Source organism: Clostridium sp. DL-VIII, from assembly GCF_000230835.1.
In the GTDB taxonomy this organism is placed as follows: Bacteria; Bacillota; Clostridia; order Clostridiales; family Clostridiaceae; genus Clostridium.
Genome location: NZ_CM001240.1, coordinates 3,339,918 through 3,361,311 on the forward strand (window position 1 = coordinate 3,339,918; position 21,394 = coordinate 3,361,311).

Below are 21,394 nucleotides of genomic sequence, written 5' to 3' on the forward strand. Positions count from 1 at the left end.
GTGAATTGTAAAATGTGCATTGTGAATTGAAACTATATTTTTGAAGGTGCCTCTTAGGCTTATAGAAGAGGCACCTTCATTTTTTTAGAGATAGGAGATTTAGGATTGCCGTGGATATTACTTATTATATTTTAATAAAATATCAAAATAATTGGACTCTTTATGGCAAATCATTTAAAATTGATATAAGAAAATATAGGTTTATTTTTATTAGTGTGTGTTTTAGGGCTTACTTAAGGATAAAAGAAAATAACATAAATTTTTTGATACTAATAAAAACCTATTAGACTATATATAAAACAATTTGGGGAGGAAACTTGATGAATTTACAAATTAAAGAGTTATTAGAAAAAAGAATACTAGTACTAGATGGGGCTATGGGAACTTGTATTCAAAATTATAAATTAGAAGAAAAAGATTATAGAGGGAATCTAAACATCTCTTGTAATCAAAAAGGAAATAATGATATTTTAAATCTCACTAATCCTAATATAATAAGAGAAATTCATGAAGCCTATTTGGAGTCTGGTGCAGATATAATTGAAACTAACACATTTAATAGTACTAGTATATCTCAAAAAGACTACGAAATGGAAGATAAAATATATGAACTTAATTTTGAAGGTGCAAAGATTGCAAAAGAAGCTGCAGATAAATTTACAGCAGAAAATCCAGATAAACCTCGTTTTGTAGCAGGATCACTTGGGCCTACAAATAAAACTGCTTCTTTATCTCCAGATGTTGAAAATCCAGGCTATAGAAATATAAGCTTTGATGAATTGAAGGAAGCATATAAAGATCAGGTTTTAGGGCTTATTGATGGAGGAGTAGATTTAATTCTTATAGAAACAATTTTTGATGCATTAAATGCAAGGGCTGCGCTTATGGGAGCGAAGTCTGCATTTTTAGAGAAAGGCAAGGAGTTACCTGTAATAATCTCTGGGACTATTGCAGATAAAAGCGGAAGAATTCTTTCAGGGCAGACTTTAGAAGCATTTGTAAATACTATGGTAGATGAGAGTATAATTGCAATAGGTTTAAATTGTTCTTTTGGAGCAAAAGATTTAATACCATTTGTAAAATATCTTTCAAAAACTCAAAATAGATTTATAAGCATGTATCCAAATGCAGGACTTCCAAATTCTTTTGGTGAATATGATGAAAAACCAGAAGATACAGCTGCTTTAATAAAAGGCTTAGCAGAGGATGGATGTCTAAATATTGTCGGTGGTTGTTGTGGTACAACGCCAGATCATATAAAAGCAATAAGTGAAGCAATAAAGGATATACCACCAAGAAAGATACCTGATGTTGAGAAGGAAACAGTTTATTGCGGTTTAGAAGCTCTTAGAGCAAACAAGGAAAATAATTTTATAAATATTGGTGAAAGAACAAATGTTGCAGGATCGGCGAAATTTGCAAGATTAATAAGAGAGAAAAATTACGAGGAAGCTTTATCTATCGCAAAAGATCAGGTTCAAAATGGAGCTCAAGTAGTAGACATAAACTTTGATGATGCTCTTTTAGAGGCAAAAGAGGAGATGGATAATTTTCTTAAACTTTTAGCAGGTGAACCTGAAATTTCTAAAGTGCCAGTAATGATAGATTCCTCTAAGTTTGAGGTTCTTGTAACTGGACTTAAAGCACTTCAAGGAAAACCAATAGTAAATTCCATAAGTCTTAAAGTAGGAGAAGAGGAATTTAAAAGACAGGCTAAAGTTATAAAAGACTTTGGAGCAGCAGCTGTTGTCATGGCTTTTGATGAAAATGGGCAGGCAGATTCTTATGAGAAAAAGATAAGCATTTGTAAAAGAGCTTATGATATTTTAGTAAACGAAGTTAAATTTCCTCCAGAAAATATAGTTTTTGATCCTAATATTCTAACAATTGCAACAGGAATAGAAGAACATAATAATTATGCCGTGGACTTTATTAATGCAACTAAGTGGATAAAAGAAAATTTACCTTATGCAAAAGTAAGCGGTGGTGTAAGTAATCTTTCCTTTGCCTTTAGAGGTAACAATGTAATCAGGGAAGCTATGCATTCAGTGTTCTTATATCATGCAATTAAAGCTGGAATGGATATGGGCATCGTAAACCCTGGAATGATACAGATTTATGATGAAATTGATGAAGCGTTACTTGAAAAAGTAGAAGCAGTTATCTTTAATAAGAGTGAAAATGCAGCAGAGGAGCTTTTGGAATTTGCAGCAACCTACAACAAAGCTGAGAGCAAAGCAGAAGAGAGCAAAGAAGCTTGGAGAAACGAAAATGTTAAAGAGAGATTAAAAACTGCCTTAGTAAAAGGTATAGATAAATATATTAAAGAGGATGTTGAAGAAGTAAGAACAGAATATAGCAAATCTTTAGAGGTAATAGAAGGACCTCTTATGGATGGTATGAATGAAGTAGGCAAACTTTTTGGTGACGGAAAGATGTTTTTACCTCAGGTTGTAAAAAGTGCAAGAGTTATGAAGAAGGCTGTTGAAGTTTTAATGCCATATCTAGAAGAAGAAAAAAGCAGCAGTGGAAGTGTTAGTGCAGGAAAAATAGTTTTTGCAACTGTAAAAGGTGATGTTCATGATATAGGTAAAAATATTGTATCAGTGGTACTTTCTTGCAATAACTTTGAAGTCATCGACCTTGGAGTAATGGTACCTACAGAAGTTATTTTAGAAACAGCTAAAAATGAAAATGCAGATATTATAGCCTTAAGCGGCCTTATAACTCCTTCTCTAGAAGAAATGGCAACTGTCGCTGAAGAGATGGAAAAGCAGGGCTTTAAAATTCCACTAATGGTTGGTGGAGCAACAACCTCGAGAGCTCATACTGCAATTAAAATTGCACCAAAATACTCAGGTGGAGTAATTCATACAACCGATGCATCAAAAGCTGTTGAGGCCGCGAAATATCTTTTAAATAAAGATAAAAAAGCCGAATATCTTAAAGCTTTAGAAGCAGAATATGAAAAAATAAGAGAACTTTTCAACAAAGTGCCTAGAAAATTCATTCCATTAGATTATGCAAGAAAAAATAACTTAAAGATAGAGTGGGATAAGGAACAAATAGATAAACCTAAGATGCTAGGAATAAAGAAATTCATAGATTTTCCTATAGGAAAATTAAGAAAGTATATAGATTGGAGCTTTTTCTTCATAGGCTGGGATATGGGAATGCCATATCCACAAATACTTGAAGATCCCAAATACGGTGAAGAAGCTAAAAAATTATTAGCTGATGCTGAAAAGATGCTTGATAAAATAGAAAGTGAAAATATCCTAAAAGCAAATGCAGCTTTTGGTATTTTTGAAGCTAATTCTGTAGGTGATAATATTGAAGTTTATAATAACTCAGAGGTAACCACTTTTAATCTTCTTAGACAACAAGAGGAGAAAAAAGATAACACGTACCTTTGTTTATCAGATTATATAGCACCAAAGAATAGTGAAATAAAAGATTATATAGGTGCCTTCATTACTACAGGTGGAGTAGGAGCAAAGGAATACGCAGATAAACTTAAAGCTTCTGGTGATGATTACAGTGCAACAATGGTAATATTGCTTGCAGACAGACTTGCAGAAGCCCTTGCAGAATATATTCATGAAAAAGTAAGAAAAGAATTTTGGGCATATTCAAAAGAGGAAAACTTATTAATGGAAGATATCTTTAAAGGTAATTATAGAGGAATAAGACCAGCAATAGGTTATCCTTCCCTTAGAGATCATTCAGAGAAGGTAAAACTATTTAATCTTCTTGATAAAGAGGTAGAGTTAAAAGTAGAACTTACGGATAGTTATATGATGTCCCCAACAGCAAGCACCTGCGGCCTTTATTTTGGAAATAAGAATGCTAAGTATTTTGACATTAATAAAATTGATGAAGATCAGTTTGAAGATTATGTTAAGAGGAATGGCAGGGATAAGGGTGAACTTAGAAAGCTTATGTATACACTTATAGATTAAATATCTTGAGTTAATAATATTAGATAGATTATTCAAAGCGAATCTAAACATTTTTCCTAATTTAGAAAGTTAAATTTTCTTATATCAACAAGCCCTACAAAAATCTAAAAGTTGGATTTTTGTGGGGCCTTTTTTATTTAATTACATCTTTTTTAAAATAATGATTTTATTTAATTAATATATGAAAATACATTATTTACAACAAATGATAAAATATGCAACTTGATTGTGATATAATTTTTAGAATAATTGATGTTATGATATTGTGTGATTTATTTAATTCATAATTTATTTTAGATGATATAATGTGGAAAAAGTAATTCTAATGTTCTCAAAATTATTTTTGGAAAATTAACTTCTAAATGTGGAATGCTATAAGTTCTCAAAGGATAATTATTGAATTTTACGATAAATGTAGAATTTGAGTTTATGGGGTGTATAGGAATGTTGATTAAAAAACTAAATAAAAAATTATCTGATGGTAAAATTGGACTGATAATAGCTTTGTTTTATTTTGTACTTATTGTGGCTTCGACTTTTGTAAGTAGTTTTTTTTATGAAAAAATATATTTAAATATTACACAGAAAAAAGTCAGTGAAGTGTCTGTTCAAACATTAAATTCTATACAGACAAATATTAATTTGATGATTAATAATGCAGACAGTCTGTCTAAAATGGTTTTATCCAATAGTGATTTGCAAAAGCTTTTAAGGCAAGGTGGTATGTATGAGGATTTAAATGCACAGGCTAAGGTAAGTTCATACTTGTATAAATTTATTCAGTCCGTGCCTTATGTAAGTTCAGTGTATATTTTAGATAATTCTAGCAATGTCTATTCGGTAGGAGCAGATGTATTACCAAGTCTTTCAGCTTATAAAATTATTAACGCAGAATGGTATAAACGTGTAATGGAAAAAAACGGGGGATTTATACTGGAATTAAATGGAGGAGGGGTAACCTTTGAAAATAGTCAAGATAACTATGTTTCTTTGATACGTCTAGTAAGAGATATGGATAATGTAGATAAGTTAGGCGTTTTAGTAATTAATATTCCACAAAAATCATTTAAACAGGTTTTTGATAATATCTCTAGTGATGTTGAAACTAATATAACCGTATTAGATGAAAAAAATCAGAAAATTACATCATTAAAAAGCGTAAATAATAAAGAGGGAAGTGTACAAGGGAATATAAATATAGATAATGAAATGATAAGAGCAGGTGATGAGTTTGTAGGTAAGGATATAGGGTATAAGATGAAAAAAATAGATAAAACAGAATATCTTATTAGTTACAGCTCTAAAAATGATTATAATTGGAAATTTGTAAGTGTTATTCCTTTTACTAAACTTTATAAAGAAAATATGACTATGATATTTATAGGTTTTATAGTTATATTGTTTAATGGAATTATCCTATTTGTTTGTTCTATTGGTATATCTAGAATTTTTACTATGCCTATTGGATATTTACTGAATTCTATGAAAGATATAGAAAAAGGCGTATTCAATGAGGTACATATTAAGGCTTATGGTTATGAACTGAAGAAACTTTGCAGCGGCTATAACATAATGATAGCAGAAATAAAAAAGCTTATTGTTCACGTTATAGAAGAACAAAAGACAATCAGAAAAGCAGAACTGTATACGTTTCAAGCTCAGATTAAACCTCATTTTTTATATAATACGTTAGATTCAATTAATTCACTGGCTCTTTCAGGCTGCAATAAAGAGGTAAGCGAATTAGTAGAAGCTTTAGGTAATTATTATAGGACAAGCGTTAGCAAAGGCAAGGAAATTATAACCATTAGAGAAGAAATAGAAATGGTTAAAAACTATCTCAAAATTCAAAAGATAAGATATCCAGATTTATTCAAAGCAGAATATTTAATTGAAGCAAGCTGCCTAGATTATAAGATTCCTAAGCTTATTTTGCAGCCACTTGTTGAAAATGCACTATATCATGGAATTAGAGAAAATGGGAAAAATGGAACTATCAAAATTAGTGTTCATAGGAACAATGGAATTGTTATTATATCAGTAGAAGATGATGGTGCTGGAATGAGTGAGAAGCAAATAGAAGATATTATAAGCAATAATAATAAAAGTATTAAGGAAAGCTTTGGACTTAGGGGAACTTTTGAAAGAATTAGAATTTTTTATGGGGATGATGAAGCGTGCAAAATTGAAAGCAAGTTCGGGGGAGGCACAAAAATTTTATTGTATATAAACATCGAGCACAAAGACTATTGAAGTCTGAAAGAAATAATTTCATAATGCTTTATGCTTCAAGAAAGGAATGGTTATAAAAATGAAAGGTATATTAAAGGTTATTATTGTAGATGATGAATATTTAATTAGAAATCTCATAAAGATGAAGGTTAATTGGGAAGACGTAAATATGGAAGTCGTAGGAGAAGCAGGAAATGCAGAGCAAGCTTTAGAATTGATAGATAAATTAAATCCAGACATTATATTTACTGATATATGCATGCCTTCTATGGATGGAATTGAACTTAGTAAGAATATAATAGAAAAATATCCGGATATTAAAATTATTATTGTTACAGGTTATGATGATTTTGAATATGCAAGAAGTGGTATTAAACTTGGAATATATGATTTTATTTTAAAACCTATAAATTCATCTGAACTTATGGAGACCTTAAGCAAGCTTAGAAATATAATAAACTCAAAAAGAAATCATGAAGAGGAATATAATCAATTGAAAAAGCAGGTTCATGAAAGTTTACCAATTTTAAAAGAGAAGTTTTTGAATGAACTTTTATTTGATCAGCTAACGTCGGAAGAGATCATGAGTAAATTTGAGTATTTTAAGATTAATGTAGATCTTTACTATAATGTATTCCAGATAGCATTGATAGAAGTGGATAATTTAATAAAAGATGAGAGAAAAGAAGAAAATAAAATTTTGCTATCTATGCAGTGCTTTAATATTATACAAAATTTTTTTAAAGAAGATAATTATGTTTTTGTATTTTTTGATAATGGAAGAAGAATTGCAATATTATCAAATAGTGAAAAGGTAGATTTAATAGAAAGTTGTGAATTGCTAAAAAAAATAATTATAGACAGGTTAGAGTGTTCTGTAAGTTTGGGAGTTGGTATGAAAAAAGGAGAGGCTCAAAATATCAGATTTTCTTACAAAGAGGCCATAGAAGCGGTGAACTACAAAGTTATTGCTGGAAAGAACCAGGTTATAAGTTACACTGACATACATGTAGGTGAAAATATTTTTCATAACAGAGATGAAGATAAGATAGGGAAGTTAAGCTTATTTATTAATGCAGGAGCAAAGGAAAATGCTTTAGAAATTTTAGAACAGATATTTACCATTTCAGCTATTGGTTATCTGGAAACTATGAAAAAAGCGAGATTACAGGCTTTAGATGTGTTATTTGCCTGTCAACGCATTGCTAGTGAACAGAAAATTACTCCTACAGACATTTGGAAAAGCCATGAAAAAATAAATGAATTGATTTTAAAAGCTGATAATTTGCCAGAACTAAAACAGTGCATGAGAGAATGTGTAGAAGACATTACTGGATTGATGCAAAAATCGAATGCAGTAAAAGCGAATACATTTATTAAAAATGTAAAGGAATATTTAAATAATAATATTTCCAATCAAGATTTATCACTATCTAGTGTTGCAAAAGAATTCTTTATAAGCTCAGGACATTTGGGACGTCTATTTAAACAGCAAACTTCTAAGACTTTTATCGAGTATCTTACTGAAATAAGAATTAAAAAAGTTCAAAAACTTTTGTTGGAAACAAATTTAAATGGATCTCAGATTAGTGAAAGGGTTGGAATAAGTGATTCCCATTATCTAAGCATTCTATTTAAAAAGCATACAGGACTTTGCATTAATGAATTTAGAAAGTTTAAAAAAGTCTAGATAACATGTTGTTTTTTTGAATATTTATGTGCAGATATTGAATTGTAAACAATATCAGATACTTCTAGAATATTAAGAGAAGTAAAAAAACATATATAAGGGGGATCTTTAATGAAAAAACATGTCTTAAAAATAATAACTGCTACACTTGTTAGTGCAATGGCGCTTTCCTTCACTGCATGTTCAAGTTCAACAAGTGTAGATAGTTCTAGCGGAGGAAATGGAACAATTAAATTGTCAATGTGGCATCAATCTGTTGGCGATACTGATCCAACTTCAAAATTACTAAAAGAAGCTGTTGAAGAGTGGAACAAAGAACATCCAGATATAATTGTAGAACAAGATGGAGTTACAGGGGAGCAATACAAAACAAAGATTAAAACAGCTATAGCAGCAAATGAGGGGCCTGATATAGAGTATATGTATGGAGGAAGTTTTGTTAAACCTTATATACAATCAGGAAATATGCTGGCTCTTGATGAATATCTTACTCAAGACGTTAAAGACAAGCTAGTTAAAGGTACTATAGATGGGTGCGTAGTTGATGGGAAGACTTATAGTTTGCCAATGTATTCATTTATAGCAAGCTTATATTGTAATAAAGAGTTATTTGATAAGGCTGGAGCAAAAATACCTACCACATATGATGAATTGCTTGATGCTGTAAAGAAGTTACGCGCAGCTAATATTACTCCGATAGCACTAGGAGAAAAGGATAGATGGCCTGGAATGTATTGGTTTGATATCTTTGCTATGCGTCAGGCAGGAAATGATGCAGCTATGGCAGCACTAAAAGATCCATCAAAATTTAATTCGCCTCAATTCATAGAAGCTGCAAAAAAGATTCAGGAAATGGCTGATGCTGGAGCCTTTAACGATAACATGTTTAGTATGAGTTACGATGAAATGTTAGGTGCTTTCACAGGAGGTAATTCTGCAATGATGTTTCAAGCGAATTGGGTAAACTCACCAATAGAAGATAAATCAGCAGCTAGTAGCGGAAAAGTTGTAGCAGTGCCATTTCCTTTATTTAAGGATGGTGCGGGTAAGGCAACAGAGTTTTATGGCGGTGGTGTAGACGGTTTCTATGCTAATGCAAATACAAAACATCCTAAGGAGGCTGCTCAATTCTTAATTTACTTAAGCGAAAAAATAGGTAAAGAAGGTTATTTAGCAAATGCAGGTCTACCATGCTGGGATACAAAAGGATTGGATACCTCTACAGTTTCTGATTTAACAAAGAAATCAGCAGAGCTAATGGCAACAGGTACATCATTTATTAACTGGTGGGATAATATACTCCCTGCAGATTCTTCAGAGACACATAAGAATCTCATTGCAGAACTTTTAGGGAAGAAGATTACTCCAGAAGAATTCTGCGATAAAATGTCCAAAGTAGAAGGAGAAAAGTAAAACAGCATAGGATTTGTGGTAAAACAAAATGTTTTGCCACAGTCTTTATTGAAGAGGTGATTATCATAAATTCTATTTTATCAAACAAAAAAACAATTTGTATATTTGTGCTTCCAACGCTAATAATAATGTTTACAATTATATTTATTCCGATTATCTTATCGGTAAAATATAGTATGCTTGATTGGGGCGGTGTAGGAAGCGGAACATTTATTGGATTAGATAATTATAAGAATATGTTTATGGACGCAAGATTCTTGCATTCAGTTAAGAATTCATTATTATTTGCATTTGTTTCCATAGTAATTCAACTACCTATATCTCTTCTTTTAGCGCTGATTTTGGCTTCAGGAGTTAAATTTGAAAAGTTTTATCGTACAGTTTATTTTATACCTGTAATTATTTCTACTGTTGTAATTGGACAACTCTGGATTAAAATATATAATGCTGATTATGGACTACTAAATACTATGCTTAGAGCTATTGGACTAAACCAATTAGCCCATGACTGGGTAGGAAAAGAAGATACAGCTCTTATAAGTTGTTTTATTCCTATATTATGGCAGTATGTGGGCTATCATATGCTGATTATGTATGCTGGAGCAAAGTCAATCTCTTCAGATATTAACGAAGCAGCAAAGATAGATGGAGCTTCTCCTATAAAAACAGCATGGTATATTACTATTCCACTTTTAAAACCCATTTTAAAGGTTTGTATGACTTTCTCGTTGATTGGTGCGTTGAAGGTATTTGATTTGATTTATGTATTAACTAATGGTGGGCCATTTTTCTCGACAGAAGTTCCAAGTACCTTGATGTATACTACTATTTTTGATAATTATAAATACGGCTATGGAAGTGCAATGTCGGTATTTATCATAATAGAATGTTTGATACTTACAGTAATGCTCGATAGACTTATTAAAACAGAGTAAAAAATGGAAGGAAGTGAGTTTAGATGAAAATGCTTGAAAGTTCTTCAAACGGTAAAAGGAATATAAGTAAAATACCTATACAGATATTTCTCATTATTGTTGCAATAATACAGATATATCCACTTGTATGGTTGGTTCTATTCTCGTTTAAAGATAATGGTGAGATATTTGGTGGTAACATTGCTGGCCTTCCACATGTGTGGCGTATTGAAAACTATGAAAGTGCTATTAAACAGGCTAATGTCATGAAATATTTCTTTAACAGTGTAATTGTTACAGTAATCACTATAGCTTTAGTGCTCTTGTTGTCTTCTATGACAGCTTATGCAATCAGCCGCATGAAATGGAAATTTAGTAAACCTACTTTGATAATAATATTAATAGGAATGATGGTTCCAATTCATGCAGCATTATTGCCGTTATTTATGGTTCTAAAAAATTTAAAAATGTTAAACTCATATTGGGCTTTAATCATACCTTACACAGCTTTTGCTATTCCAATGGCAGTTATTATATTAGCAGCATTTTTACAAGGGATTCCAAAGGAATTGGAAGAAGCGGCAGTAATAGATGGATGTGGCATTTTTAGAATATTCTTTTCTATAATTATTCCTATTATAAGACCAGCTATGGCTACTGTAGCAATATTCACATATCTGTCTTCATGGAATGAGTTGATGTTTGCAGTAACCTTTATAAATAAAACTGAATTTAAAACGCTTACGGTAGGCATTATGTCTATGGTAGGTAATTATGTAACAAAATGGGGAGATATAGGTGCAGGCCTTGTTATTGCAACAATACCAACAATAGTGATATATATACTTTTAAGTGATCAAGTACAAAAAAGCCTTACTGCTGGTGCAGTAAAGGAATAATATAAAGCTTTTGTATGATGTATAGTTAAAAAATGGTTGTTTAGTAGTAATTTGTTTTTATTTCTGTGCACTAAAAATTAGTTTTGAGAGGTGTAAAATGGCAAAGATAATTATTAATACAGATATTAAAAAAGGAAAAATAAATAAGAATATTTATGGTAATTTCGCTGAACATTTAGGGAGATGTATTTATGGTGGGTTTTGGGTAGGAAAGGACTCGGAAATACCAAATATAAATGGGATAAGAAAAGATGTAGTAGAAGCTTTAAAAGAGTTAAAGATTCCAGTTCTTAGATGGCCAGGAGGATGTTTTGCTGATGAATATCATTGGAAAGATGGTATAGGTGATCCAAAGTCAAGGCCTAAGATGGTGAATGTACATTGGGGTGGAGTTACAGAAAACAATCACTTTGGTACACATGAATTTTTTGAACTTTGTGAGCTGTTAGGAGCAGAACCATATATTTGTGGTAATGTGGGAAGCGGAACAGTTCAAGAAATGAGAGAATGGATTGAGTATATGACTTTTGATGGAGAATCACCAATGTCAAATTTAAGATCAGAAAATGGTAATGAGAAACCTTGGAAGCTTACATACTTTGGGGTTGGAAATGAAAACTGGGGCTGTGGTGGTAATATGCGTCCAGAATACTATGCTGATCTATATAGAAGATATTCAACCTACGTAAGGAACTTCGGGGATAATAAAATATTCAAAATAGCCTGTGGTCCTAATGATTATAATTATAACTGGACTGAAGTGCTTATGAGAGAAGCAGGCAAATTTATGGACGGAATGAGCTTGCATTATTACACAATACCAGGGGATTTCTGGATTGGTAAAGGTTCTGCTACGGAGTTTAGTGAAGAAGAATGGTTTATTACTATAAAAAAATCAATGATGATGGAAGAGCTTCTTACGAGGCATTCAGCAATTATGGATAAATATGACCCAGAGAAGAAAGTTGCTTTAATAGTGGATGAATGGGGGACTTGGTTTGATGTTGAACCAGGAACAAATCCAGGCTTCTTGTATCAACAAAATACAATAAGGGATGCTTTAGTTGCCGGAGTAAATTTTAATATTTTTCATAAGCACTGTGATAGAGTGCAAATGGCGAATATAGCTCAGACCATAAATGTACTTCAAGCTGTTATACTTACAGAAGGTTCAAAGATGATATTAACTCCAACTTATCATGCTTTTAATATGTATAAGGTTCACCATGATGCTGAATTAATTGATCTAAATATTGAATCAGGTGACTATATTTTTGGTGAAGATAAGATACCACAGGTAACTGCTACTGCCTCGATGGACAAGGATGGTAAGCTTCATGTATCCTTATGTAATTTAAGTCCTATAAAATCCGCTGATATTCAGTGCGAGCTTAGAGGGAAAGTAATGGATAAGGTGACAGGAACTATACTTACTGCAGATGCAATGAATGCTCATAATACCTTTGAAGATCCAGATAAAGTATCACTAAAATCATTTGATGCTGCAAGTATAGCAGAAGGAAGACTTACAGCAGTACTTCCTGCTATGTCCTTAGTTACATTGGAGCTAACGTAATTAGATGGCATATATAGATAACTGTAAAGGGTGCTCGGCAAGTGTCAAGGTTCCACCAGAGGATATAAAAGCAATGATCTTAAGTATTATTAATAGCAAAAATTTTAATTTAGTATCTGAGGAAGTGTATAGTAGAAGACTTCAGAAATGCGAAAGCTGTAAATATCTAGAGTATAATACAACCTGCAGAGAATGTGGATGTATTGTGCAGGTTAGAGCCTTGCAGCAGGAGAAAGATTGTCCATATCCCAACAACTCTATGTGGAAATAAGGTTATGAGGGCAAAAAGTTAAAGTCATATGTATAAGACAAATTAGACTTTTTAGATGAAATTTTATATTGTAGTTAAGTTTAGTTGAATCTGTTCCAAAGAGCATTTAGTCAAGGGGAATGATTAAGAATAAATATATGTTATAGCGTTGGTATATTGTTTTTTACTGAGTTAAAAATATAAAATTTGAGGTGAAAGGTATGAATATTAATTTTGATTTATTTCCAGAAGGAAAAACAAAAGCATTAACCATGAGTTATGATGATGGACAAATTTTTGATAGGAGATTAATAAGCATATTTAATAAGTATGGAATAAAAGGTACGTTTCATTTAAACTCAGGAATCCTAGATAAGGAGAACTTTATAACTAAAGCTGAAGTTGCAAGGCTTTATGAAGGTCATGAGGTTTCCCTGCATGCAAAAATGCATCCATTTCTAGACTGCATACCAGTTGAAGGTATCATAGAAGAAATATTTGAAGACAGAAAATGCTTAGAGTCTTTAGTTGGTTATCCTATAAAAGGAATGTCGTATCCTTATGGAGCTTTTAATGGAAAGATTATAAAAACGCTTGAGAGTATTGGAATTCAGTACTCAAGAACTGTAGTTTCACATCATGATTTTTATATTCCAGAAAATTTCTTGGCTTGGAATGCAACTTGTCATCATGATGATAACCTTATGGAGCTTGGACAAGAATTTTCGAATTATGAATTTAATGGAAAATTAAAACTAATGTATGTTTGGGGACATAGCTTTGAGTTTGAAAGAAATAATAACTGGAATTTGATTGAGAATTTTTGTGAGTTAGTTTATAAAAATAAAGAAATTTGGTTTGCGAGCAACATTGAGGTAATGAGATATATTAAGGCATTAAAAAAACTTGAATTCTCTGCAAAAGGAGATATTGTATATAATCCGACTGCAATAACAGTATGGATTAGCGTAGACAATAAAGCTGTGGAAGTTAAATGTGGAGAAACAATAAGATTATAATATATTAAAATTTAAATTTATATTATTAAAACCACCTTTTCTGATGTAAAATTGATTTACAAATATAATTTTCATCAGAAAAGGTGGTTTAATTATAATCAAAGATTAAGAATAAAATAACGTACTTACTATTATAAAGTAAGTGTGATAAAATAACTAAAGGTGGTGATTGAAAATGGAAAAGTTTCATATGTGTCCAAAGTTTGAAAATGCCTTTGAACTACTAGGGAAAAGATGGACCGGTTTGATTATAAGAACGTTATTGAATGATCAAAATCGTTTTTCAGATATAGCAGAAGCAATTCCTAATATGAGTGCTCGTATGCTTACAGAAAGATTTAAGGAATTGGAGAAGGAAGGAATTATTATAAGAAAGGTTTATCCAGAAACTCCAGTACGAATAGAATATGAGTTGACGGAAAAAGGAAGAGATCTTCAAAGCGCTATGGATGAAATTCAAAAATGGGCAGAAAAATGGACTTAGTTAAATATATTATAAAAAGCATAAGAAAGCGGCTTAATCAAAATAAATTTGAGGTAGCCGCTTTTTATCTTTTATTAAAAATGATATTTAGAAAAATAGTTTTAAATATTATTGACCAGCAATAATAAGTGTATTATAATTTATATATAGTTAGTTACTAAAAGTAATGAACTATATTAAATTGTTTGAGTGAGTTTTCGTAAGTTTAGTGAATTTAATAGAAAGATTTGGGATATTTTGATTATATATTAATAATAATGAATAGGAGGGATGTAAAGTGTTACGAAAGATTGATAGTACGAGCATGGGAAGTAGTGATCTGGGATGGTTAAGAAGTAAATTTCATTTTTCTTTTGCAGAATATTATAATCCATTTAATATTAGGTTTGGAACTTTAAGGGTTATAAATGATGATTTAATTGAACCTGACACAGGATTTGATACACATCCTCATAAAGATATGGAAATAATAACATACGTAATTAATGGTGATCTTACACATGAAGATAGTATGGGGAATAAAAACACAATAACTCGAGGACATGTTCAATACATGAGCGCTGGGACAGGAGTATATCATAGTGAAATTAATTATGGTGAAAAAAGATTAAGATTGTTACAAATATGGATATTACCGGAAAAGTCAGGGTATAATCCCGATTATGGAGACTATAGGTTCAAGTGGAATGACAGGGAAAACAAATGGCTTCATATGGTTTCGAGTAAAAAGGGAGAGGCTCCAATAAAAATAAATCAAGATACAAATATTTATTCTTTAGAACTTGAGAAAGAAAATGAAATTAAGTTTTTGGTAGGTGAAAAAAGGCAAGCGTATTTAGTTCAGATAGAGGGAAAATCTAAAATAAATAATATAGAATTAAATGTTCAAGATGGACTAGAAATAGTTGAAGAAGATATACTAATTAAAGCAAAGGAAAATTCTCATATTTTAGTTTTAGAAATGAGAAAAGAATAATAGTTTACATTTAATTAAAAATTATTATAAATATGTTTTATAAATGAGGAGGAATGATTTATGTCAAAGGATTTTTTAAGCGCAGTAGCAGATAGGCGTTCGTATTATGGAATAAGTAAGGAAACAGTTGTTTCGGATGAAAGGATTGAAGAAATTATAGAGCATTCTGTTAAACATACTCCATCAGCATTTAACTCACAAAGTGCAAGGATAGTTTTATTGCTCGGCAAGGAACATGATAAATTATGGGACATTACAAAGGAGGCTTTAAGAAAGATCGTGCCAGCTGACAAGTTTAAGGATACTGAAGATAAGATAAATTCTTTTAAAAGTGGATATGGCACAGTTTTATTCTTTGAGGATAAGAGTATAATAGAGTCTCTTCAAGAAAAATTTGCGCTTTACAAGGACAATTTTCCAATTTGGTCGCAGCAATCAAGTGGAATGCATCAATTTGTCATTTGGACAGCTTTAGAAATTGAAGGTTTTGGAGTATCATTACAACACTATAATGAACTTATTGAATCAGATGTGAAGAAAGAATGGCACATACCTGATAGTTGGAAGATTATTGGACAAATGCCATTTGGAAAACCTACAGCAGAGCCAAGTGAAAAAGAATTTAAGCCATTAGAAGAACGTATTAAAGTATTTAAGTAATCACACAAATGATGAAGAAAACTATGTAATTAAAATTTATTGCCTAATTTTAAAGAGTGTGTTCCACAATAACAAGACCCATGAAATCTGAAAAATGGATTTCGTGGGTTATTTTTATGTTTATAATTCATTATTCAAATTGTACATAATTTGTGATTAGACTGTAACAAGGCTGTGATAATTAATAGATAGAATACCAGTATAGATTCAAAAGCTTACAGAGCTCAAGACTTGATTCAAAAAAATAATATGAAAAGTTTAAATTAAAACTGTATTGTAGGTTGTTAAGAAGTATAACAATAGTTGATATATCAGTATATACGGGGGATTTAAACCAATAAATAAAGAGGAGGACATATTGTGAAGAGATTTAAATTAACTAAAGAAACGATAAGTATATCATTGATTTTAATATTATCAGCAATACTTAATTTTGCAAACATAAGTATTGAGGGATATGGAAATAGTTATGTTTGCAGCTGGCGTAAAGAGCATGACGTTAAGTCTTAAGAACTTTTTCTTTGTATCTTTTGATCCGGGCAGCTTTGTAACAATTGACAAGCCGCCGATGGGATTTTGGATACAAGAGATATCTGCTAAAATATTTGGATTTAGTGGATGGAGTATACTGTTGCCATAAGCATTAGCAGGAATTGTTTCAGTATATCTTTTATATTATATTGTAAAAAGATCGTTTGGCAGCGTAGCTGGGCTTATCTCAGGATTACGTCTTGCTGTAACTCCAGTATTTGTAGCTGCAAGTAGAAATAATACCATAGATAATTTACTTGTTGTAACATTGCTATTTGCTTGTTTAGTTCTCACTAAGGCTGCAGAAGCAGGAAAAGCTAAAATATCTTTATATAAGTTTGTTACTTGTAGGTATTGGTTTTAATATAAAAATGTTAGAAGCATATATGATTGCTCCGGCTATTTATATTACATACCTTTTATCTGGAACAACATCCTTTAAGAAAAAAATAGGCCATCTTATAATAGGATCAGTCATTTTAATTGCAGTATCTTTTTCGTGGGCAGCAATTGTAGATTTAGTACCAGTTCAAAATAGACCATATGTAGGTAGGAGTACTAATAATAGTGAATTAGAATTAATAATTGGACATAATGGATTAGAAAGACTTGACCTTAGTGGTAGTTCAAATGGAGGTCTAGGCGGTGATAGTAAGCAGTCAACTCAAGGTACTCCTGGTGGAAACAACAGAGGAGAAATATCAAGTAATGGAATAGATGGAAATCAACAAGCATTGCAAGGTGGACCTACTGATAGCACAAGCCAAGATGGTGGAAATAGCAAAAGAGATGATAACATGCAGCCACCTAATGGAGGAATACAAGGTGGAGGACCAGGAGGTCAAGGCGGTCTTCAAGGTACATTTGGAGCATAGGTAAAAGCAGGTCTTACAAGATTATTCACTAAAAGTAGTTTATTAGATCAAATAGTTTGGTTTTTACCGCTTGCATTATTAGGATTTATAGCTGGTGCATTAAAAGAAAAATTAAGATTTAAATTAGATAATAATAGAAAGTCATCATTAGCATTATGGTTTGTATGGTTAGTTCCTGAATTTATATACTTTAGTTATACAACTGGATTATTCCATCCATATTATTTAGCAATGATGGCACCTCCAGCAGCAGCTTTATCAGGAATTGGAATTACTGAAATGTGGAAATTTTATAAAGAAGGTAAATGGAAAGCATGGCTTTTATCAATAGCTTTTGCTATAGAAGGAATAATTCATGGGATTATGTTATCATATTTTACAAGTAGTTTATCAACTGTTGTAAGAAATATAATTTTAGTATCATTGACAGTGTGCTTTGTAGTATTAGCAATACTTTTTATTCTAAATATAATAACTTTTATCATGAAAAAGGATAATGTGGATTCAGATAACAGTACAAAATTAAAGAAAGCATTAACAGTAATTGCTACGATACCTATTTTAGTAACACCATTTATTGGAGCAAGTGCTGCTATAACTCATAGTGTAAATAATACTATTCCTACTGCTGGATTAGAACTTCTTTCAAATAATCAAGGAGGGGGCTTTGGTTTTGGTAGGGAAGCAAGCAGCAGTGAGAATTCAAAGTTAATTAATTTCCTAGAAAGTAATAAAACAACTGAGAAATATTTACTTGTAGTATCTTCATCACAAAGTGCTGACAATATAATAATTCAGACAGGTGAACCAGTAATGGCCCTTGGCGGTTTTTCAAATGATAATATACTTACATTAGATGAGTTTAAAGAAATGGTTAAGAATGGAGAAGTTAGATATGTACTGACAGGAGGAATGGGTATGGGCGGAAACAGCGAAATTATGAATTGGGTTACTGAAAATGGTACAGAAATTCCAGAAAGTGAATACAAAAACACTGTGACAAGTAGTGAAGAAACCAATATAAATTCACCAACTTCAGATGAAAGTGATGGTCAAAATTCAAATTCAAGAAAACAAAATTCAGGAGGTTTTGGCGGTAATAACTCTGAAAAGTTGTATGATTTAAAGGCTGTAGCAGATATTTTAAAGTAAAATCTAGTAGTCAATTTTAAAAGTGAAGCCACAAAAATCCATAATTTAGATTTTTGTGGCTTCACTAGCAAGTTAATATAAAAAATAAGATATATGGAGTGTGATTTAGCCATGTATCTTATTATAATAGAAAGCTATTTACAGAAAAATTTCACATACTTGGGCACCAAGATGCAATCTAACTTTAAATTTTTAACATGATAAGATTTGTAATTATTATAGATAATGCTTTACAATACATTACATGTTAATTGTCAAATTGTTATTTGTTCGGTGATATAGATTTTTGATTTCCAGGATTTGATGAATACGACATTCCAGTTCCGCCATCCTGATTTGTTTGATTTGATGTATTCATAGATCGCATCATTAATCCACCATAACGCATTGCTATACATAAACTGCCAACCAGCAAGGTAATTGCTATAATTGTTACTATAATTACCATCTTTATTATACCTTTATCCATAAAGAGACCTCCGTAATCTTCATTATATAATTTTTACATTATACCACAGTTTATATGTTTTTTATAGAATACAAAGTTAAAATAGAGGCTGATCTTAATATGATTGTAACATATTATATACATTAGAAATTGCTAGTGGCAGATGGAAATAGACAATACTGTGGTTATTATATACAGATGGGGTGAAAAGATATGAAGAGCTTAAAAAAGATATTCTATTTATTACACATAAGACATTAAGCTGTTACCTTAAAGAATTAGAAGGATATTCCTTAGTAAATCGTAAGGAATTTCATCAGAATAGATTATTTGATACTGTGGATAAAATCTATAGAAATATTATTCTTAATAATGTTGTTTATACAGTAGTTACAAAATTGTCATTAACAGTATTTCAAACAAATAAAGAATCTAAAAAATGTAAAATAATAGATAATTAATCAAATAAAATTCTTGCCAACTTTTACTTGACTCAAACGAATAAATGCAATACAATGTAATTGAAATTTGGAATGATGTTCCATATAAGGAATGGTGGAGTGCTTGAATACAGCAATTTTAAGAGGAATAGAAATTTTAAGGTTTGTTGGGAATAGCCAGGAGCCTGTAACAATAGCCGAAATAAGTAAACAACTTAATATACCCAAAACTAGCGTATTTAATATTGTAAATGCATTGATAAGTGAAGAGTTTCTCGCCATAAATAATGCACGATTGAAGAGCTATGAATTAGGAATTGGAGCTTTTGAACTTGGAAGCTTATATTTAAATAAAATTGAGTTAACAAATATAGCCGGTAATATTTTAGAAAGATTATCTAACGATGTTGGTGAAACTGTATTTTTAGCAGTAGTAAATAACAATGAGCTTGTATACGTAGATAAAAGAGAGTCAACAGGAAATTTGGGCTCTAGAACATCTATGTATTCTACAAGTTTGGGAAAGGCTATTTTAGCTGCCTATGATAGGGTACAGTTGGAAAATTATTTCGAAAAAGTTGCGTTTGTTCCTAAAACAAAAAATACAATTATAGACAAAGAAACTTTGATTAAAAATTTAAATGAAATTAGGGAAAGAGGATATTCTATCTCTGATGAGGAAAATGAAGAGGGGTTGTTTTGTATAGCTGTTCCTATATATAATAGAGCAGGACAAGTAATAGCAGCTTTATCTGTTTCAAGCCCAAAGACAAAAATTAATGCAGAACGCATAATATTGTTTAAGGAAAATGCAATAAAGGCATCACTAGATATTTCTAGAAAGATGGGGTTTACCAAAGAAAGTTTATATTGATTTTTAAGATGACGTAAAAAGTCATCTTAAAAATTAATCGGTATATGAAATGTCGTTCCAAATATGAAACAAAAAAGAGGAGGTTTATATGTTTAGAGGAATTTTTACACCAATAATAACAGTATTCGATAAGGAGGGAAAAGTTGATTTAAAAGGAAATGAACTTATTATCAACAGCTTAATAGATGGTGGAGTTAATGGTATTTTATTTCTAGGAAGTACTGGTGAGTTTTTCGGTATGCCTATGGAGGAAAAAAAGAAACTTATAAGTTTCGTGATAAAGACTGTAAATAAAAGAGTGCCAGTTTTAATTGGAACTGGGGGGACTATAGTTGATGAAGTTATAGAACTGACTCAATATGCAGAAGATAAAGGTGCTGACGCTGCAGTGGTTGTTTGTCCTTATTATTTCAAACTAGATGATAAAAGTTTATACGAATATTATGCAGAGGTTGCTAGGAGTGTAAAACTTCCGATTATTATCTATAACTTTCCTGATAGAACAGCAGTAAATATTGATCCTAAGCTTGTGTTAAAATTAGCAGTTGATTTTAATAACATAGTAGGAATTAAAGATACAGTTGATAGTATGAGTCATACTAGAAAGTTAATACAAACAGTTAAATCACAGTTAAAAGATTTTGCAGTGTTCTCAGGCTTTGATGAATATTTTATTCCAAACTTATTATCAGGAGGAAACGGGTTAATTGGGGGATTGTCAAATGTAGCTCCAAAATTATTTGCTGAAATCTATAAAGCTTATAATGAAAAGGATTTTAAGGCATTAAATATTTTGCAGTGTAAAGTAAACGATTTGATGAAGCTATATGATATAGCTCAAGTATTTATTCCAGTTCTAAAAACAGCAGTGAGTCTAACTGGAAGAGATATAGAAACAGTATCAACCAAACCATTAAACACACTTGATAAAGATCAGGTTGAGAAAGTTAAAGCTATACTTAAAAAAGTTAATTTATTATAAATAGAGAGGAGTTTTAA

The 21,394-nt window shown here is 31.1% G+C and carries 16 protein-coding genes and 1 pseudogene; 16 read left to right on the forward strand and 1 reads right to left on the reverse strand.

What is annotated here, in order from left to right:
• Positions 1-320: 320 nt before the first annotated feature.
• The 13 genes and pseudogenes from metH (at position 321) to CDLVIII_RS32575 (ending at position 18,633) form a co-directional block, all read left to right on the forward strand.
• Entirely contained in the window at positions 321-3,962 is a 3,642-nt protein-coding gene (gene metH / locus CDLVIII_RS15360; RefSeq protein WP_009170366.1) for a methionine synthase, read from the forward strand.
• Positions 3,963-4,406: 444 nt separating this feature from the next.
• Positions 4,407-6,215 carry a sensor histidine kinase gene (locus CDLVIII_RS15365; protein ID WP_035301811.1) on the forward strand — a complete coding sequence of 603 codons (1,809 nt, stop codon included), beginning with the start codon at positions 4,407-4,409 and terminating at the stop codon, positions 6,213-6,215.
• Positions 6,216-6,273: 58 nt separating this feature from the next.
• Entirely contained in the window at positions 6,274-7,884 is a 1,611-nt protein-coding gene (locus CDLVIII_RS15370) for a response regulator (RefSeq protein ID WP_009170368.1), read from the forward strand.
• A 111-nt stretch (positions 7,885-7,995) separates the two neighbouring features.
• Positions 7,996-9,297: an extracellular solute-binding protein gene (locus CDLVIII_RS15375; RefSeq protein ID WP_009170369.1), complete on the forward strand. Its 1,302-nt coding sequence runs from the start codon at positions 7,996-7,998 to the stop codon at positions 9,295-9,297.
• Positions 9,298-9,362: 65 nt separating this feature from the next.
• Positions 9,363-10,232, forward strand: coding sequence for a sugar ABC transporter permease (locus CDLVIII_RS15380; RefSeq protein ID WP_035302351.1), 870 nt, complete (start codon positions 9,363-9,365; stop codon positions 10,230-10,232).
• A 23-nt stretch (positions 10,233-10,255) separates the two neighbouring features.
• Positions 10,256-11,110 (forward strand): carbohydrate ABC transporter permease, encoded by an 855-nt coding sequence (locus CDLVIII_RS15385; protein ID WP_009170371.1) that lies wholly within the window; start codon positions 10,256-10,258, stop codon positions 11,108-11,110.
• Between the two features lie 97 nt (positions 11,111-11,207).
• The gene (locus CDLVIII_RS15390; protein WP_009170372.1) at positions 11,208-12,686 is read left to right on the forward strand and encodes an alpha-N-arabinofuranosidase; all 1,479 of its coding nucleotides are present in this window, start codon (positions 11,208-11,210) and stop codon (positions 12,684-12,686) included.
• 4 nt (positions 12,687-12,690) lie between these two features.
• Positions 12,691-12,957, forward strand: coding sequence for a DUF6171 family protein (locus tag CDLVIII_RS15395; RefSeq protein WP_035301812.1), 267 nt, complete (start codon positions 12,691-12,693; stop codon positions 12,955-12,957).
• Between the two features lie 200 nt (positions 12,958-13,157).
• Complete coding sequence (locus CDLVIII_RS15400; protein WP_009170373.1) at positions 13,158-13,955, forward strand: polysaccharide deacetylase family protein; 798 nt, start codon at positions 13,158-13,160, stop codon at positions 13,953-13,955.
• Between the two features lie 175 nt (positions 13,956-14,130).
• Positions 14,131-14,439 (forward strand): helix-turn-helix domain-containing protein, encoded by a 309-nt coding sequence (locus tag CDLVIII_RS15405; protein WP_009170374.1) that lies wholly within the window; start codon positions 14,131-14,133, stop codon positions 14,437-14,439.
• A 277-nt stretch (positions 14,440-14,716) separates the two neighbouring features.
• Entirely contained in the window at positions 14,717-15,415 is a 699-nt protein-coding gene (locus tag CDLVIII_RS15410) for a pirin family protein (protein WP_009170375.1), read from the forward strand.
• Between the two features lie 60 nt (positions 15,416-15,475).
• Complete coding sequence (locus CDLVIII_RS15415; protein ID WP_009170376.1) at positions 15,476-16,075, forward strand: nitroreductase family protein; 600 nt, start codon at positions 15,476-15,478, stop codon at positions 16,073-16,075.
• Between the two features lie 360 nt (positions 16,076-16,435).
• A pseudogene (locus CDLVIII_RS32575) lies at positions 16,436-18,633 on the forward strand (glycosyltransferase family 39 protein).
• A 262-nt stretch (positions 18,634-18,895) separates the two neighbouring features.
• On the opposite strand, the gene CDLVIII_RS15425 reads toward CDLVIII_RS32575, so the two are convergent.
• A complete protein-coding gene (locus CDLVIII_RS15425) occupies positions 18,896-19,102 on the reverse strand; it encodes a hypothetical protein (protein WP_009170377.1) in 207 nt (68 codons plus the stop codon).
• A gap of 182 nt (positions 19,103-19,284) precedes the next feature.
• On the opposite strand from CDLVIII_RS15425, the gene CDLVIII_RS29345 reads away from it, so the two are divergent.
• From CDLVIII_RS29345 to dapA, 3 genes are all read left to right on the forward strand, one after another.
• Entirely contained in the window at positions 19,285-19,542 is a 258-nt protein-coding gene (locus tag CDLVIII_RS29345; protein WP_050816271.1) for a winged helix-turn-helix transcriptional regulator, read from the forward strand.
• A gap of 94 nt (positions 19,543-19,636) precedes the next feature.
• The gene (locus CDLVIII_RS15435) at positions 19,637-20,395 is read left to right on the forward strand and encodes an IclR family transcriptional regulator (RefSeq protein WP_242836001.1); all 759 of its coding nucleotides are present in this window, start codon (positions 19,637-19,639) and stop codon (positions 20,393-20,395) included.
• 88 nt (positions 20,396-20,483) lie between these two features.
• On the forward strand, positions 20,484-21,377 hold the full coding sequence (gene dapA / locus CDLVIII_RS15440; RefSeq protein ID WP_009170379.1) for a 4-hydroxy-tetrahydrodipicolinate synthase: 894 nt from the start codon (positions 20,484-20,486) through the stop codon (positions 21,375-21,377).
• The last annotated feature ends 17 nt before the right edge of the window (positions 21,378-21,394 follow it).

Coding starts and splice junctions, on each gene's coding strand:
- CDLVIII_RS15370 (WP_009170368.1), top strand. CDS start 6,274: ATGAAAGGTATATTAAAGGTTATTATTGTAGATGATGAATATTTAATT.
- CDLVIII_RS15365 (WP_035301811.1), top strand. CDS start 4,407: ATGTTGATTAAAAAACTAAATAAAAAATTATCTGATGGTAAAATTGGA.
- CDLVIII_RS15415 (WP_009170376.1), top strand. CDS start 15,476: ATGTCAAAGGATTTTTTAAGCGCAGTAGCAGATAGGCGTTCGTATTAT.
- dapA (WP_009170379.1), top strand. CDS start 20,484: ATGTTTAGAGGAATTTTTACACCAATAATAACAGTATTCGATAAGGAG.
- metH (WP_009170366.1), top strand. CDS start 321: ATGAATTTACAAATTAAAGAGTTATTAGAAAAAAGAATACTAGTACTA.
- CDLVIII_RS15390 (WP_009170372.1), top strand. CDS start 11,208: ATGGCAAAGATAATTATTAATACAGATATTAAAAAAGGAAAAATAAAT.
- CDLVIII_RS15375 (WP_009170369.1), top strand. CDS start 7,996: ATGAAAAAACATGTCTTAAAAATAATAACTGCTACACTTGTTAGTGCA.
- CDLVIII_RS15385 (WP_009170371.1), top strand. CDS start 10,256: ATGAAAATGCTTGAAAGTTCTTCAAACGGTAAAAGGAATATAAGTAAA.
- CDLVIII_RS15425 (WP_009170377.1), bottom strand. CDS start 19,102: ATGGATAAAGGTATAATAAAGATGGTAATTATAGTAACAATTATAGCA.
- CDLVIII_RS15405 (WP_009170374.1), top strand. CDS start 14,131: ATGGAAAAGTTTCATATGTGTCCAAAGTTTGAAAATGCCTTTGAACTA.
- CDLVIII_RS15395 (WP_035301812.1), top strand. CDS start 12,691: ATGGCATATATAGATAACTGTAAAGGGTGCTCGGCAAGTGTCAAGGTT.
- CDLVIII_RS15400 (WP_009170373.1), top strand. CDS start 13,158: ATGAATATTAATTTTGATTTATTTCCAGAAGGAAAAACAAAAGCATTA.